Below are 14,939 nucleotides of genomic sequence, written 5' to 3'. Positions count from 1 at the left end.
TTCGCATGTTTGACTACACGACCCTGAAGCTGGTCTGGTGGCTTCTGGTGGGGGTGCTGCTTGTCGGCTTTGCCATCATGGACGGGCACGACATGGGCGTCGGCACGCTGTTGCCCTTCATCGGCCGCAGCGACGAAGAGCGACGCGTCGTCATCAACACGGTCGGCCCGCACTGGGATGGCAACCAGGTATGGTTCATCACCGGTGGCGGAGCCATCTTCGCGGCCTGGCCGCTGGTCTATGCCACTGCGTTCAGCGGCTTCTACTGGGCCATGCTCGCCGTGCTCTGGGCCTTGTTCTTCCGCCCGGTCGGCTTCGACTACCGGAGCAAGATCCACGACCCGCGCTGGCGCCGCACCTGGGACTGGGGCCTGTTCATCGGAGGGGCCGTGCCGCCGCTGATCTTCGGCGTGGCGTTTGGGAACCTGCTGCAGGGCGTGCCATACCATTTCGACGCCTACATGGTGTCGACCTACACGGGCAGTTTCTGGGCACTGCTCAATCCCTTTGCCGTGCTTGCCGGCGTGGTCAGCAGCGCCATGATCACCATGCATGGCGCCGCGTATCTTGCGCACCGCACGCAGGGGCCGCTGCAGCAGCGCGCGGTCCGCGCCACCGGTTGGGCAGCGCTGGCCATGAGCGTGGCCTTCGTTGCCGCGGGACTGTGGGTCGGCAAGCTGGACGGGTACAGGATCGCCTCGGCGATCGAACCGGCCGCCGTCGCGGATCCGACTGCCAAGGCGGTGGTGCGCGAGGCCGGCGCCTGGCTGGCCAACTACGCACGCGTGCCCGCGCTGTGGATGCTGCCCGTGCTCGCCGTGGCGGGCGCGCTGGCCGGAGTCTGGCTTCAGCGGCTGGGGCGCACCCTTGCCGCATTCGTTGCGACGAGCCTGAGCATGACAGGCGTGATCGGCACGGCGGGCGCGAGCATGTTTCCGTTCGTCATGCCATCGAGCAGCATGCCGGCCCACAGCCTGACGGTCTGGGACAGCGTTTCCAGCCAGCTGACGCTGACGATCATGCTGTGCGCGACCGTCGTGTTTATGCCCCTCGTGATCGGCTACACATCATGGGCTTACCGCGTCATGCGCGGCAAGGTGACGGTCGAATACGTCAAGGCCAACGAGCACAGCGCTTACTGATATCAAAGGAGTCTGCGAATGTGGTACTTCAGCTGGGTTCTTGGCGTGGGGTTTGCCGTCCTGCTTGCCGTGATGAACGCCATGTGGGGCGAAAACGAGGAGGCGCGCCGCGCCAGCCGGGAGGAAGACATATGAGTCGGCCGGCGAAGCTGCAACAGCCCGGCATGCACTGGCCGGCCTTGATGGCGGGGGTCGTCGTCATGCTTGTCGTCAGTGTTGATCCCCGCTTTCTGATCGCGGCCAATCCTGGCCGCACGCATCTTGCCGCGGCCTTGCTGTGCTGGGCGATGAGCGCGGCACTGGTTCGCGGTGTCGGCTTTGTTCCGGTGCATGCCGTGGCACGTCGGCTGCTCTCAGGCTGGGCGAGCGCGATGGCGCTGGCCGCTTGCCTCGCGGTGCGATTCGCGTAGCCGCCGGATCTTGAGTGAATGACCAGATGGAAAACATTGTTGCCACCAGCGCGGCACTGGGTGCCGTTGTCGGCCTCATTCTCGCGCTCACGGGCGCGGGCGGCGCCATTCTTGCCGTACCGCTGTTGCTTTTTGTCCTGCACCTGAGCGTGGCGGAGGCGGCACCGGTCGCCTTGCTCGCGGTAGGCCTGTCGGCGGCCGTCGGCGCAATGCTTGGCCTGCGTGCCGGCGTCGTACGCTACCGCGCCGCGCTGCTGATGGCGGTGTCGGGCACGTTGTTCTCGCCCGTTGGCCTGTGGTTTGCTCATCGCTTGCCCAACGGCCCGCTGACGCTGCTCTTTGCCGCTGTGCTGGCGTTCGTGGCATGGCGGATGTTCAGGCAGGCAGCCGGGAGCAGGGCGCTACAGGCAGCCGAAGCCGCCCAATCCGCGCAGCCTTGCCGGCTCGACAACCAGACGGGACGCTTTGTCTGGACTGCCTTGTGCACGCGTGCCCTCGCGCTGTCGGGCGCAGGCGCCGGCTTTCTTTCGGGGCTGCTCGGCGTTGGTGGCGGCTTTGTCATCGTTCCCGCCTTGAAGAAGGCCACCAATGCGCCGCTGCATACCATTGTCGCGACATCTCTGGCGGTCATCACGCTGGTGTCGGCTTCGGGCGTCATCACGACTGCCATTGCCGGACGCATGGACTGGCAGGTCGGCGTGCCGTTCGCCGCCGGTGCCATGCTGGCGATGCTGGGTGGCCGACTGCTCGCGAGCCGGCTGAGCGGCGCAAGGCTGCAGCAAGGTTTTGCCGTGGTCGCAGGCCTGATCGCTATCGGCATGGTGGCGAAGGTGGCGATGGCAGGCTGATGCGAACAAACAAGCTGCGTGGGCAGGCAAGCCGAATGATGCGCGCTGCGCTTGCGTTCCGCCGTGTATTCGAAGGGCAATCAGGGCTGATCCGCGAGGGCGCAGAACAGCACAATTCAAATTGTAGGTGCTCAGGTACGGCGACGACCGGCAAGGGCACTAACGGCATTCTCCTTAGGGTTTCTTTGATGGTCATCAAGGTGGCCTCCCCCTTCTCACCTAGATTCCACTCACGGATGTTCAGCCTATCGGCTCCTGCATTGGCATTCGTGTAGGGGCCCTCAGCTGAAAGCGCCTTACCCAACTAAGCATGGTCGTGTTTGCAAACGAATGTGCGAGGCAACTGTATGAGGGGCTTGTCATGTACTCGAGAGTTCTCATTACACCTGAGGAATTGGCGGCCATCATGAAGGCCGAGCCCGTGGTCCTGGTCGATACGAGGGATGCGGCAAGCTACACGGAAGCCCACTTGCCCGGGGCGGTCAATATCCACGAGATATTTACTTACCTGGCAAGCACCACGCCGCAGGGCTTGGCCGCCTTGCGCGAAACATTCACTGAGGCGTTTGCAAAGGCTGGCCTGTCCGGGAAGGAAACTGCCGTCATTTATGAGCAGTCCATGACATCAGGGTTCGGGCAGTCCTGTCGGGGTTACGTCCTGCTTCGCTATCTTGGCTATCCTCGGGACAGAATCAAGGTGCTCCACGGTGGCTACAGCGCATGGCGAGCGGCGGCGTTACCAAGCGCAACGGAAGTGCCTACGCCGGTACCTGTCACATTCCCTTCCGGAACGGCTGGAAGCAGCATCCTCGTCGACGTGACCGAGATGAAGAAAGCGGTCGCAGACCCGCACACAGTAAAACTCGACGTACGAGATGTCGATGAGTGGATTGGGGAGAGTTCATCTCCTTATGGCAAGGACTTCTGTCCACGAAAGGGCCGCATTCCCGGATCAGTCTGGCTCGAGTGGTATCGCATGATGAAACCGACGCAGGCTGGGCAAATGTTCAAATCACCAGCGGAAATTCTTGCTGAGTGCGCCACTGTCGGAATTCGCCGTGACACACCCGTTGTGGTCTTCTGCTTCAAAGGAGCGCGTGCTTCCAATACCTTTGTCGCGCTGGAGGAGGCTGGCATCGAAGACGTGCGGCTTTATCTTGGCTCCTGGAACGAGTGGTCCAGGGACCCATCCTTGCCCATTGAAGAGGGCCTGCCCTACTAGGGCGGTCACCCAGAATCCCAGCGCTAAGCTCCGCAGCTCGCTGTGCATGTCTTCTTTCAGTAATTCATAGGAGGAGAGTAACGATGAAAAAGGAAATTCTCATTACCGTTCTGTCGGCGTTCGCACTTTCTACCGACCCAGCGGTAGCGCAGCAAGCAAAGCCTGCGAGCAAGGGCAGTCAAACCACACAAGAGAAAGTTAACATTTCCGAGTTCGACAAGCAGGCGGCACAGGTCCAGGAGAACATCAAGAAGCTGCAAGAAGAAATGGACAAGATTCGGCAGACCCAGGATCCAAAGGAACGGCAGAAGCTGCTTGAAGCCCACGGGGTGACTATGCAGAGCACGATGGGCATGATGCGTGGGCTAGGGGGACCGGGAATGATGGGGGGCCCGGGTAGGCGGGGTATGGGTGGCCCGGGAATGCACGGTGGGGGCATGATGGGCGGGCCTATGATGGGGTGGCAAAACATGGGGGGCTACTACTCAAAGCTCACGCCTGAGCAACTGAGAGAGCGGCAGTACATGTCAGACCAATATATGGACCTCCACCACATGATGATGGAACAGATGATGCTGAACCATCAAATGTGGAGGCAGATGCCACGGTAGCCTCCTCAGGATTGGCAACCAAGGACAAAGCAGCGTCCTGGCAGGTACGGTCGTTCTGGCCCTCCCTTCTTGGCGGTGTTGCGCTAGGGATGGTGTTGCTCTTGGCTTTCCTGCTGACTGGCCACGGACTCGGTGCATCCGGGTTCATGGTCCGTCTGGCAGCGTGGCTGGGAGGGAAGTTCGCGCCCGGTGTCACGCGAGGCAACGAATACCTTGGTCCTCTTCTTGAATCCGGTCACTCGCTCTCGAACTGGATTACCTAACTCGATACGTGGAAAGTGCTTGGTGCAGGACTAGGGGCATGCTGCGCGAGCTGGAGCGCTGGTCGGTTTCGCATTCGTCTTGATGGAAGTCGGCCGTATGGAGGGGGCATCGGGGAGTTTCAGCCATCTTTGGCGGCGCGCTTTCGGGATCTGGTGCCCGCGTCGCCTCTGTTCACTGTTCACTGCCATCGTCGTCGCTGCCATTGGGTTACAAGTGCTCACGCTCGATGGGATCCTTGAGCAGAGCAGGGTATGTTCGCTGGCCCCCCCCAGCGCATCAAGCTCGGAAAGCGCCCTAGCTGCGTTAGGAAGAGAATTCGTCAAAGGCCGCGAGCGCGTGTGTGGCATACATCATCGAAGGCCCGCCGCCCATATACACGGCGGTTCCGAGCACCTCCTCCAATTCAGCCCTAGTGGTGCCCAGCTTGACGAGCGCCTGGATATGAAACCCGATGCAGTCATCGCAGCGGCAGGCAACCGCGATACCCAGCGCAATCAGCTCGCGTGTCTTCTTGCTCAACGCTCCCTCTTTGGTGCCAGCCGCTGCCAGTTGGCTGAATGCTGTCATTAACTCGGGCTGGGTCTCGCGCAGGCGGCGCATTTGCGCCGACACATCTTTGATCACGGTCTTGAATTCTGGCATACCACTCATGAAAACCCCTTCTTCTGGGAATTGCGCAGGGCGCGTGACAGGTGTTCGAGGTGGCTGTGCAGCCCCGAGGCTGCCAGGCCGGTCGAATTGAAGTTACTTCACGTCAGACCTCGATGCGCGCATGTCTTCACGCCCAGAATGCTGTAGGCAGGGCAGACACGCACGATACCTGTCAGCAGTGGGAGAATGCCAATCCAGCCCCAGGCACCAACGCGGCCTGTCGCGGCCAGGCTAATCAAGACCAGTCCAATCACAATGCGGAGGACTCGGTCAATGGTTCCAACATTTGCTTGCATGGCGGGCTCCTTGGTAAGGAAGAAATTGTGCGAACCGAGCGCAGTTGGGGTTGGCCATCCAACACTCCCCTCGGCGTACTCTTACACTCTGACGTCTATCTGGATGTTCGGTCATGATTCAGCGCAATTCCAGGATGAGGCCAACTTCAGCGCCGAGCAGCGCGCTGCTGGCAATGATATTTTCCATCGGTTCAACGTTTCCCAGCGGTAGTGCATTCAGCTGCTGCTTAGGCGCGCTGCAGGCTCGATTTCGCCCGCTCGAGGACTTCGAAGGCGAGCATGCCTGCCATCATGGCGGCGACAAAGCCAACTGCCTTGGGATAGCCAGCACCCAGGGCCACCAGCGCGGGACCCGGGCAGAAGCCGGCCAGCCCCCAGCCGATGCCGAACGCGGCGCTACCCAGTACCAGCCGAAGCGTCACGGTCGTGCTGGCCGGTAGTTGCACAGGCAGCCCCAGGAATGAGCGCTTGCGCCGTCTCGCAACAATGAACGCAAGGGTGCCGACAGCGATGGCGCCGACCATCACAAACGCCAGCGACGGGTCCCAAGTTCCAGCCAGGTCGAGAAATCCCAGTACCTTGGCCGGATTGGCCATGCCGGAGACCATCAGGCCAACGCCGAAGAGCAGGCCTGCAAGCAGTGCAGTAATGGCGGTCATATCAGCCTCCAATCACGTGCCGTTGCACGAAGACGGTCAGGAATCCCGCCGCCATGAAGGTCAGGGTGGCGACCAGCGAGCGGACGGAGCCGCGCGAGATGCCACACACACCGTGGCCGCTAGTGCAGCCGCTGGCGTAGCGGGTGCCAAGGCCGACCAGAAAGCCCGCGACCAGGATTTGGCCCCAGCTCGCCTGGATATCTGCCACGGCGGGCTGGCCGAGCAGGCTCGCAATGACAGGAGCGCCGACCAGACCGATGAGGAAGGTCACTCGCCAGGCCATGTCGGCGCGTGGGAGGCTGAGCAAGCCGCCGAGGATGCCGCTGATGCCGGCAATCCGCCCGTTGAACAGCACCAGGACGGCTGCCGCCGCGCCGATGATGAGTCCGCCAGCTAGTGACAGGCCAGGCGTAAAGTTAGCGAGGTCAATCAGCATGTTTCGTCCCCTGACGTGTCAGCACAGAACTGTTGATAAAGCACGGTCATGACCGCGAGCGCCTGTGCGCTTGCCACCGAATAGAAGATGCTCTTGCCGTCGCGGCGCGTCGCCACCAGGTCGTTTTCGCGCAGCACGGCGAGTTGCTGGGACAGCGTCGGCTGCCGGATGCCGAGTTGCGCCTCCAGTTCGCCGACAGACAATTCGCCCTGTGACAGCTGGCACATCAGCAGCAGGCGGTCCGGATTGGCGAGCACCTTCAGCAGGGCGCAGGCGTTTGTTGCGGCAGCTTGCATGGTGGCGAGGTCGATAGTTGGGTGCGGCTGGTTCATAGGTCGTCTACACTTCGTACATCAATAGTATATTGAAAAATAGAATGTGTGCGAATAGAATGTTTGCATCCAAGGGGCCAAGCATGCAACCGACCATTCAACCGTTCTTCGACCCGGCCACCTGGACCGTGACCTACGCGATCTATCAAGAGGGGCGCTCCGAGTGCACCATAATCGACTCGGTGCTGGACTATGACCCAAAGTCAGGTCGGACATCGACGGCAAGCGCGGATAAGGTCATCGCATTCATACGTGAGCATGGGCTGCGGGTCGAATGGATTCTTGAGACACATGCGCACGCCGACCACCTTTCTGCGGCGCCTTACCTCAAGCGTCAACTGGGTGGCTGCATTGCCATCGGCCAGAACATCCGTCGTGTGCAGGGCGTGTTCAAGGAGCTTTTCAATCTGGAGCCGGGGTTCCGCCTCGATGGTTCACAGTTTGACCACCTGTTTGAGGACGGCGAGACTTTCGCCATCGGTGGGCTGACCGGCAAGGCGATTCACGTGCCAGGGCACACCCCTGCTGACATGGCATACCAGATTGGGGATGCAGTCTTTGTCGGCGACACGCTGTTCATGCCGGACGTCGGCACTGCCCGCTGCGACTTCCCCGGAGGCGACGCACACGAGTTGTATCGCTCCATCCGCAAGCTGCTGGACCTGCCGGATGAGACGCGATTGTTCATGTGTCACGACTATCCGCCCGAATGGCGCGAGCCTACGTGGGAGACGACGGTGCGTGAGCAGCGGAAATGCAACATCCACGTGCACGACGGTGTGAGCGAGGAGCAGTTCGTGGGCATGCGGAAGGCGCGTGATGCAACGCTGGCGATGCCGACGCTGATATTACCGTCTGTACAGGTCAACATCCGGGCCGGTGAGTTGCCTCCGCCTGAGGCGAATGGAGTTCGCTACCTGAAGATTCCGCTCAACGCCTTATAAGGTCGCCTGCCACGCGATTGGGGACACCACAGTGGCGGCACGCCACTTATCGGAATTCCGATTTCTCTGGCCGCGGTCCGGGCTAACGAGCAACTTGAGCAATGCGCCGGCATTTGCCGCAGCAGCGGCTAACGTGAGTCGCCATCGTTCCCGAACTGCTGGGTCGGATGGAAATGGGATTCAGCCAGGCCGTGTGTCTGGCTATTTCGCTTCCAACTGGTCGCGCACCGCCGCGATGTGGTCTCCGGCCGTACTCACGGCGTCTTCCAGATCCCGCTCACTGCAGCCCAGTTCGCGACACCAGTACTGCACTTCAAGGGGATCTCCCAAGTTGACGCGGCCAGGATCCAAAGGCCTGAACTGACTTGTTGCATTAATCATGCTTTTCTCCTGTCTGTGCTGCCACGCAACCCGGCCCACAGTTTGGGCCAGTGCGTAGGTTATCGTTGCATGCCCGTTCAAACGCTTGTGAGGGTTGTGCTTCACCAAGATAGTGGCTGGCCGGCGCGGGTCATTGATCCACGTCAACAGGTTCTTTCCTGTAAGCCCCGATGTAAAAATGACCCACCCCGCCGAAGTAAGGCTGCCCCACCTGGTGGAGGAGGCCTGCGGCCAGGCCAACCCGTCTCGGTCATTCAGAGTATGTGTTGTTAATGGTAGACCGGGCACACATACCTGGCTCAAATCCAACGCTTGCGCTGCAGGCTCAACAGAAGGTTAGCATTCGAAAAAGGCAAACTTAGGGCCATGGGCCGGCAGCATAGAATGGCCATATGGCGCTTCCGTGCTGGGGGGAGTGATGTCGACCGCCGGGACCATTGCGATTTCCGTTTCTACTGCCCCAGGGTGGATAGGACCGACCGAGATGTGCGAGCACAAGGGCGTCGGACACCCGGATAGCCTTTGCGATGGTGCGGTTGAGGCTGCGGCCCATGCCCTGTGTCGGGCGTACCTGGACGCCTACGGAGTCATCCAGCATTTCAACCTGGACAAGGCCTTACTCATCGGCGGCATCAGTGCACCAAAATTCGGCGGCGGCCAGCTCTTGCGGCCAATGCGCCTGTTGGTGTCGGGACCCGTCACCGAATTGTCATCCGCCAAGGCGGAGGTCATCGTCGAGTCGGCCATCCGCGAGTACTTCAGGGACCACCTGGGCACAATCGGTTGCGAAATCGAGATTGAGCCCATCCTTCGACCGTCGGCCCCAAACCTCCGGCGTGTGACTGGTACCCAAACCATTCCGCTATCCAATGACACGTCTTTTGGCGTGGGTTACGCACCTCTTTCAAACCTCGAAATGGCCGTGCTTTCATCCGCCCAACTATTACGCTCAAGTGAATTCAAGGCCGCTTTCAACGTGGCAGGACACGATTTCAAGATCATGGGCAGTCGGCTCGATGCGAGCCGCCACCTTACTATCGCGTTGGCGTTTGTTGACCGATACGTAAGCGGGGTCAAAGAGTACTTCGCACTGAAGGAGCGGATAGCGTCGTATCTTGCCGAGCGCATTCAACCGGCGTGCGAGATTGCCATCAATACTCTGGACGACCTGGGTGCCCATGACGAGAGTGGCGTCTATCTGACCGTCACTGGCCTGAGCGCGGAGCACGGCGATGACGGACAGGTCGGTCGGGGAAACCGGGTCAATGGCTTGATTACACCGTATCGCCCCATGTCACTGGAGGCCACCGCAGGGAAGAACCCGGCGGCACATGTTGGCAAGCTCTACAATGTGCTCGCCCACCAATTGGCTGCGCGCATTCTGACGGACGTAGCCGATTTGGATATGGTTGTTGTCCGCCTTCTCTCCGGCATTGGAAGGCCAATCGACCAGCCGCAGCTGGTTGCCATCAATGTTGTTGCAGAAGACAGGCTCACGACCGTGGAACATGACCACATCCGTGAAATCGCCCGGCAGCAGCTGGCAGACCTTCCCACGTTAGTCAAGGAACTGGCGACCGGAACGTTGCCTGTCTTCTGAGCCCGGCAGGCCCGGCGACTGCTGAGCATATCTTCCGAACGCGCGGCGCCGGTGTCCCGCACCATCTCCTGAGTTTTCGTGCGCTGTCGCGCACCCGGGTCGCCACGCGACGGCGTCGCTGCATTCGCGTTCCTTGATTGGCATCAAGAACCAGTTCTCTTGGGTGTCGATACTGAAAATGTAAGTCCTGCCTTGCTCCATCGCCCCCAGGAGGATGAGATGCCGACCAAGTCTATGACTCCCGTAGGGGACGACTACGGTACTGGCGATGCGCAGGCACCTCAAGTCGCCGTCCAAGATGCGAGCACAGGTCACGTGCCAGTACGGGACCCGGTATGTGGCATGGCAATTTCTCCCGGGGATGCTGCTGCCAGTGCAGATGTCAACCAAAGGCGCTATTGGTTCTGCTCAAAACATTGCGAGCAGATGTTCCTCGCCAACCCTGCGCAATATATTCCCCGGCCATCAGGCGAGCTTCCCCTGGCAGATGCTAGCGCTGCGCCGCCCGCCATGACTACTCACGCGCCGCCCCGCGGTGGCTCCAGGCAACTCGCCAAGGATCCCATCTGCGGCATGATGGTCGACAAGTCTACGGCCCTGTCGACAGAGCGCGGCAACCGCAAGTACTACTTCTGCAGCGAGAGTTGCCTGCGGACCTTCGAGTCGCCGGAGAGCGAGTTGAAGGCCATGAAGACGCGCGTGACGATAGCGCTCACCGGCGTCCTCGCGTTGGCAGTGCTACGGGCCGGCGCCTTCCTGGCGTTGGCGGCCGGTGCGACGCTGCTGACGTGGGCACCGATTCCGGCGCTGCCATGGTTCACGTGGGGGATCTGGCTGTTCTTGCTGGTAACGCCTGTGCAGTTCGTTGGCGGCTGGAGCTTCTACAAGGGCGCGTGGAACGCCATCCGGACGCGCAACATCAACATGGACTTCCTCATCGCCCTGGGAACATCCGTGGCGTATTTCTACAGCGTGGTGGTCCTGTTCTTTCCGTCGTGGCTACCCGTAGAAGTGGAAGAGCGGGACGTCTACTTCGAGGTATCCGCGGTGATTATCGCCTTCGTGTTGCTGGGTAAGTACATGGAGGAAATCATCAAGAAGAAGTCCTCTGCCGCCGTTCGCCGACTGCTTGACCTGCGTCCCGCGGTAGCCCACGTCATCCGCGACGGGAAGGAAACCGAGATTCCGGCGGAAAGCATCATGGTCGGCGAGGCGGTCGTAGTGCGCCCGGGCGAGAAGATTCCCACGGATGGCAAGATCGTCGAGGGGGAGACCAGTGTCGACGAGTCGATGCTGACTGGCGAGTCGATGCCCGTTGAGAAGAAGCCCGGTACCGCCGTCATTGGCGGGACCCTGAACCGCAGCGGTGCTTTCACCTTCCAGGCGACCAAGATCGGCGCTGACACCGCGCTCGCCCAAGTTATCAGGATGGTCGAGGATGCCCAAGCCAGCACCGCGCAGATTCAGCGCCTCGCTGATCAGGTCACTGGCTACTTTGTGCCGGCGGTTGTCTCGGTTGCCATGTTGGCCTTGGTTGGGTGGACCGTGGCGGGGCATTTCCCCCATGGGCTGCTTGCGTTTGTCGCGGTTCTGATTATTTCTTGTCCATGTGCCCTGGGTGTCGCGACACCTGCGGCACTGATGGTTGGCGTCGGCAAGGGGGCAGACAATGGCATCCTGATACGCGGTGGCGAAGTGCTGGAGCGCGCCGAGAAACTGACGGCGGTTGTCTTTGACAAGACGGGCACGATTACGCGCGGAGAGCCTACTGTCACCGATGTCATCTCATTGTCGAATCAGGAGGAATCAACTCTCTTGACCCTTGCGGCCGCGGTGGAAAGTAGGTCTGAGCACCCTCTGGGCGAAGCCATCGTGCGTGCCGCCCAGCATCGCGGTGTGGCCATTCCCATGGCAACCGGCATTACTGCGCTGTCTGGCATGGGCATTCACGGACAGGTTGAAGGCCAGCAGGTGTGGCTGGGAAACCGGCGTCTGTTTGCACGCCAGGGGATTCCGATTGGTGATGTCGAACCTGTTCTCCGCCGGCTCGAGGCCGACGGGAAGACCGCGATGCTGGTTGGCGCCGCCACCAGCCTGCTTGGCGTGGTGGCCGTCGCGGACACGGTCAAGCCGGAGGCGGCTGAGGCTGTGGCCGCCTTGAAGTCGCGCAACATCCAAGTGGTTCTTCTCAGCGGTGACAATCGCCGCACGGCCGAAGCCATTGGCCGGCAGGTTGGCATCGACCGCGTGATTGCCGAGGTCATGCCGGAAGACAAGGTCCAAACCATCCATGACCTCCAAAAACAGGGCGATGTCGTGGCGATGGTGGGCGATGGCGTAAACGACGCACCAGCACTTGCGGCGGCCGACATCGGTATCGCTATCGGCTCTGGCTCTGACGTTGCCAAGGAGACGGGCAGCATCATCCTCATCCGCAATGATGTTCGTGACGTAGTGGCGTCTATCCAGCTCTCCCGCGCCACGATGCGCAAAATCAAGCAAAACCTCTTCTGGGCGTTCATTTACAACACTATAGGCATTCCAATCGCGGCGCTCGGGCTGTTGAACCCCATACTTGCAGCGGCGGCCATGGCGCTGTCCTCATTGAGCGTCGTGGCCAACTCCGCGTTGCTTAAGCGTGTGCGGCTTGGCCAAGCCCGTACGGAGGCAACATGAGGCGCACTGTCGCATGGATTTGCGCGGCACTGGCGACGCTGCTAGCCGTCGCCGTCGTGTACTGGTTTGGCATTTCACCACTCACGATACTGCTCGCTATCCTTCTGCTCTCCTGCCCAATCGTCGTCATGTGGATGAGCTGGCAGCTTTCGCGTCAGTGCGAACGCGACATTCAGCAGGCGGTGGACCGTGAGCGCAAGGTTCGCGGCAATCCTTGAAGCGGAGGACCTCCACATGACCTGGCTCTCGCAGATTCTGGCGTGGATTTTTCTTGGGATGGGTGTCGCAGCTCTGATAGCGTGGCGACGATTCATGAGCCATCGAACAAATCAAGACGGTGGGCTGCCCTTACACAACGCGGGTGTAGAGCGCCACTGCTCGATACCCCGTCGCCGGCAACAAGGTAAATACGGCGCACGCGATCATGTAAAACATCGAGGGGCACATCCTCCTCTTCGAATCTGAGGCGTCTGGCACAGTCTTTCGGCAAGAACCAGAAGGACATGTGCACCGACATCATCGCCGCCGCCGGTGCTGCTGAGCGACATCCGAGGGCCTTCTCATTGGAGGACGGCATGAATCATGACCACCGCAATCATGAGTCCCGGGACGATACCGAGCGAAAGATTTCCCGCTCCAAGGTAGTCACAATTGGGTTCGTTCTGGTCATTGGCTACTTTCTCTGGACGGAGCACCGGGCGCACGTCATTCAGTTCTTGCCGTTCCTGCTCCTGGCTGCATGCCCACTGATGCATCTCTTCATGCACCACGGCCATGTCCAGGGACATGGACAGCGTGACGGCTCGAAGGGCTCGGACACGAGGGGAGAACGATGATGGAATCCAATGCGCAAAGCGGCTACGGTCTCTGGTCACTGGTGATCATTAACTCTGCGGTCTTCCTAATCTTCGCCTTCAGTTTCACTAGGCCGAAGACATCGCGGGACTGGCGTTCCTTCGGTGCCTTTTCGGCGTTCATTGTGGCGCTCTTCACCGAAATGTATGGCATTCCCCTGACCATCTATTTCCTGTTGCCATGGCTGTCGGCGAAGTTCCCGGGTACCGATTTCCTTTCCCACGATGCAGGCCATCTCCCGGAGATGATTCTCGGCTGGCAGGGGAATCCGCACCTGGGGCCGTTTCACATCGCTAGTGACATCCTGATTTTCGGCGGGTTCTTGATGCTGTCGGCTGCCTGGCGGGTCCTGTACAAGGCCCAACAGGAGCAGCGCTTGGCCACATCGGGGCTCTATGCACGCATGAGGCATCCGCAGTATGTTGCATTCATCCTGATCATGTTCGGATTCCTGCTGCAATGGCCGACGATACTCACGCTGGTGATGTTCCCCATCCTGGTCTGGATGTACGTACGACTTGCCCATGCCGAAGAGCAGGACGCACTGGCTGCATTTGGTCAGGAGTATGAGGATTATCGCAGAAAGACTCCCGGCTTCATCCCGCACTTCGGCGAAGGTGACGTTCCTCGAGCCAAGCCTCATTGAGGTCATGCGGAAACCGTTGGAGATGGAGGCTACTATGAAGCCCTTTAGAACCGGCGTGACACTGTCAGCCACGATCTTGCTGTTCTATACCTTGTGCACCGTAGTTTGGCTGGTATTCCCCGAGCCTTTCATGGATTTCGTGAATGCGCTTTTTCACGGACTTGAATTCCGACGACTGCGAACTGGTGAGCCCCTGTCCTGGTGGTCTATCGTCTATCCAGGCTTTCTGTTCGCGATCTGGTTCTTTGCCGCCGGGAGCTTCTTTGCCTGGCTCTATAACACGCTTGCGAGCAACCGGTAAGCCTCGAGCGCCGAGATCTATTGGCGGTCATGCAAACCTCGAAGTGACGCCGTGGCTGGCGGCCGCGGCGGACGCTTTCGCCAGCGCCGCCGGGCGCCCGTGCATCCTCTCGCTCAGTCGTTGTGGCGATGTTTGTTCTGACCCTTGTGCTTGCCGCGATTGCCGCGATTGCCGCTATCGTGGTTATCGGCATGGTTGTTGCGGGATACATTGCCGCCCAGCGCCGACCCCGCTGCACCGCCGGCCGCGGCACCTACGATGCCGCCGGTCCGGCCGCCCAGGGCATTGCCGGCCGCCGCGCCTGCGCCGCCGCCGAGCGCGCCACCCACGATGGCGCCAGTGCGTTCCTTTTTGTTGGCAGTCACTGCGCCGCCCGCACCGCCACCCACCGCACCACCAATCACGGCGCCCGTGCTGCCGCCTAGTGCGCCACCGAGGGCCGCACCCGCGGCGCCACCAAGGCCGCCTCCCGCAGCGTTCTTCAGGTCATCGGCCAGCGCTGGGGCAATGGCAGCGCTCAGCAGCAGGGTCAGGCACAGCGTACGAAGTGGTTGTCGAGTCATGTTCTTTCTCAGGTAGGAGATGTTCGGCGATCGGCCAGTGCGGGAGTTTACACGGCGCGGCATGCGGACCGGCTCGCGCTGGAAGTTGCTACGGAGGCTCCC

The 14,939-nt window shown here is 60.8% G+C and carries 20 protein-coding genes; 13 read left to right on the top strand and 7 right to left on the bottom strand.

Translation table 11 applies throughout. From position 1 onward, the window contains the following. Positions 1-5: 5 nt before the first annotated feature. From cydB to J8I34_RS18675, 6 genes are all read left to right on the top strand, one after another. Positions 6-1,142 (top strand): cytochrome d ubiquinol oxidase subunit II, encoded by a 1,137-nt coding sequence (gene cydB, locus J8I34_RS18700; protein ID WP_209806673.1) that lies wholly within the window; start codon positions 6-8, stop codon positions 1,140-1,142. Positions 1,143-1,160: 18 nt separating this feature from the next. Next, a complete protein-coding gene (gene cydX, locus J8I34_RS18695) occupies positions 1,161-1,277 on the top strand; it encodes a cytochrome bd-I oxidase subunit CydX (protein ID WP_029047162.1) in 117 nt (38 codons plus the stop codon). Further along, on the top strand, positions 1,274-1,552 hold the full coding sequence (locus J8I34_RS18690) for a cyd operon YbgE family protein (RefSeq protein WP_051320468.1): 279 nt from the start codon (positions 1,274-1,276) through the stop codon (positions 1,550-1,552). The genes cydX and J8I34_RS18690 overlap by 4 nt, the downstream gene beginning before the upstream one ends. 26 nt (positions 1,553-1,578) lie before the next feature. Beyond that, entirely contained in the window at positions 1,579-2,400 is an 822-nt protein-coding gene (locus tag J8I34_RS18685; RefSeq protein ID WP_029047160.1) for a sulfite exporter TauE/SafE family protein, read from the top strand. A 361-nt stretch (positions 2,401-2,761) separates the two neighbouring features. Beyond that, a complete protein-coding gene (locus J8I34_RS18680) occupies positions 2,762-3,622 on the top strand; it encodes a sulfurtransferase (RefSeq protein WP_209806672.1) in 861 nt (286 codons plus the stop codon). Positions 3,623-3,705: 83 nt separating this feature from the next. Beyond that, entirely contained in the window at positions 3,706-4,233 is a 528-nt protein-coding gene (locus tag J8I34_RS18675) for a hypothetical protein (protein ID WP_209774986.1), read from the top strand. Positions 4,234-4,800: 567 nt separating this feature from the next. Here the strand turns inward: J8I34_RS18675 and J8I34_RS18670 are convergent. From J8I34_RS18670 to J8I34_RS18650, 5 genes are all read right to left on the bottom strand, one after another. Further along, complete coding sequence (locus J8I34_RS18670; protein WP_029047157.1) at positions 4,801-5,148, bottom strand: carboxymuconolactone decarboxylase family protein; 348 nt, start codon at positions 5,146-5,148, stop codon at positions 4,801-4,803. Between the two features lie 98 nt (positions 5,149-5,246). Next, positions 5,247-5,444 carry a YgaP family membrane protein gene (locus J8I34_RS18665; protein ID WP_209806671.1) on the bottom strand — a complete coding sequence of 66 codons (198 nt, stop codon included), beginning with the start codon at positions 5,442-5,444 and terminating at the stop codon, positions 5,247-5,249. A gap of 227 nt (positions 5,445-5,671) precedes the next feature. Further along, the gene (locus J8I34_RS18660; RefSeq protein WP_029047155.1) at positions 5,672-6,103 is read right to left on the bottom strand and encodes a DUF6691 family protein; all 432 of its coding nucleotides are present in this window, start codon (positions 6,101-6,103) and stop codon (positions 5,672-5,674) included. Position 6,104: 1 nt separating this feature from the next. After that, positions 6,105-6,539, bottom strand: a complete 435-nt coding sequence (locus J8I34_RS18655) for a YeeE/YedE family protein (protein WP_209774981.1) — start codon at positions 6,537-6,539, stop codon at positions 6,105-6,107. Then, a complete protein-coding gene (locus J8I34_RS18650; protein ID WP_209806670.1) occupies positions 6,533-6,871 on the bottom strand; it encodes an ArsR/SmtB family transcription factor in 339 nt (112 codons plus the stop codon). Before J8I34_RS18650 ends, J8I34_RS18655 begins: the two co-directional genes overlap by 7 nt. 83 nt (positions 6,872-6,954) lie before the next feature. On the opposite strand from J8I34_RS18650, the gene J8I34_RS18645 reads away from it, so the two are divergent. Further along, positions 6,955-7,815 carry an MBL fold metallo-hydrolase gene (locus J8I34_RS18645; protein WP_209806669.1) on the top strand — a complete coding sequence of 287 codons (861 nt, stop codon included), beginning with the start codon at positions 6,955-6,957 and terminating at the stop codon, positions 7,813-7,815. A 201-nt stretch (positions 7,816-8,016) separates the two neighbouring features. Here J8I34_RS18645 and J8I34_RS18640 read toward each other — a convergent pair whose 3' ends face one another. After that, a complete protein-coding gene (locus J8I34_RS18640; protein ID WP_209806668.1) occupies positions 8,017-8,196 on the bottom strand; it encodes a DUF3606 domain-containing protein in 180 nt (59 codons plus the stop codon). A gap of 418 nt (positions 8,197-8,614) precedes the next feature. On the opposite strand from J8I34_RS18640, the gene J8I34_RS18635 reads away from it, so the two are divergent. From J8I34_RS18635 to J8I34_RS18610, 6 genes are all read left to right on the top strand, one after another. Next, the gene (locus J8I34_RS18635) at positions 8,615-9,796 is read left to right on the top strand and encodes a methionine adenosyltransferase (RefSeq protein ID WP_209774976.1); all 1,182 of its coding nucleotides are present in this window, start codon (positions 8,615-8,617) and stop codon (positions 9,794-9,796) included. A gap of 342 nt (positions 9,797-10,138) precedes the next feature. Beyond that, a complete protein-coding gene (locus J8I34_RS18630; RefSeq protein ID WP_245176003.1) occupies positions 10,139-12,472 on the top strand; it encodes a heavy metal translocating P-type ATPase in 2,334 nt (777 codons plus the stop codon). Then, entirely contained in the window at positions 12,469-12,690 is a 222-nt protein-coding gene (locus J8I34_RS18625) for a hypothetical protein (RefSeq protein WP_029047148.1), read from the top strand. Before J8I34_RS18630 ends, J8I34_RS18625 begins: the two co-directional genes overlap by 4 nt. Positions 12,691-13,047: 357 nt before the next feature. Then, positions 13,048-13,308 carry a DUF2933 domain-containing protein gene (locus J8I34_RS18620; RefSeq protein ID WP_029047147.1) on the top strand — a complete coding sequence of 87 codons (261 nt, stop codon included), beginning with the start codon at positions 13,048-13,050 and terminating at the stop codon, positions 13,306-13,308. Then, positions 13,308-13,973: a methyltransferase family protein gene (locus J8I34_RS18615; RefSeq protein WP_029047146.1), complete on the top strand. Its 666-nt coding sequence runs from the start codon at positions 13,308-13,310 to the stop codon at positions 13,971-13,973. The genes J8I34_RS18620 and J8I34_RS18615 overlap by 1 nt, the downstream gene beginning before the upstream one ends. A 34-nt stretch (positions 13,974-14,007) precedes the next feature. Next, positions 14,008-14,274 (top strand): DUF5676 family membrane protein, encoded by a 267-nt coding sequence (locus J8I34_RS18610; protein ID WP_029047145.1) that lies wholly within the window; start codon positions 14,008-14,010, stop codon positions 14,272-14,274. A 113-nt stretch (positions 14,275-14,387) separates the two neighbouring features. On the opposite strand, the gene J8I34_RS18605 is transcribed toward J8I34_RS18610, so the two are convergent. Further along, positions 14,388-14,837 (bottom strand): hypothetical protein, encoded by a 450-nt coding sequence (locus tag J8I34_RS18605; RefSeq protein WP_209806666.1) that lies wholly within the window; start codon positions 14,835-14,837, stop codon positions 14,388-14,390. Positions 14,838-14,939 lie beyond the last annotated feature (102 nt).

Source organism: Cupriavidus phytohabitans (assembly GCF_017815025.1).
Taxonomy (GTDB): domain Bacteria; phylum Pseudomonadota; class Gammaproteobacteria; order Burkholderiales; family Burkholderiaceae; genus Cupriavidus.
This window is presented reverse-complemented; position numbering and strand designations above follow the sequence as displayed.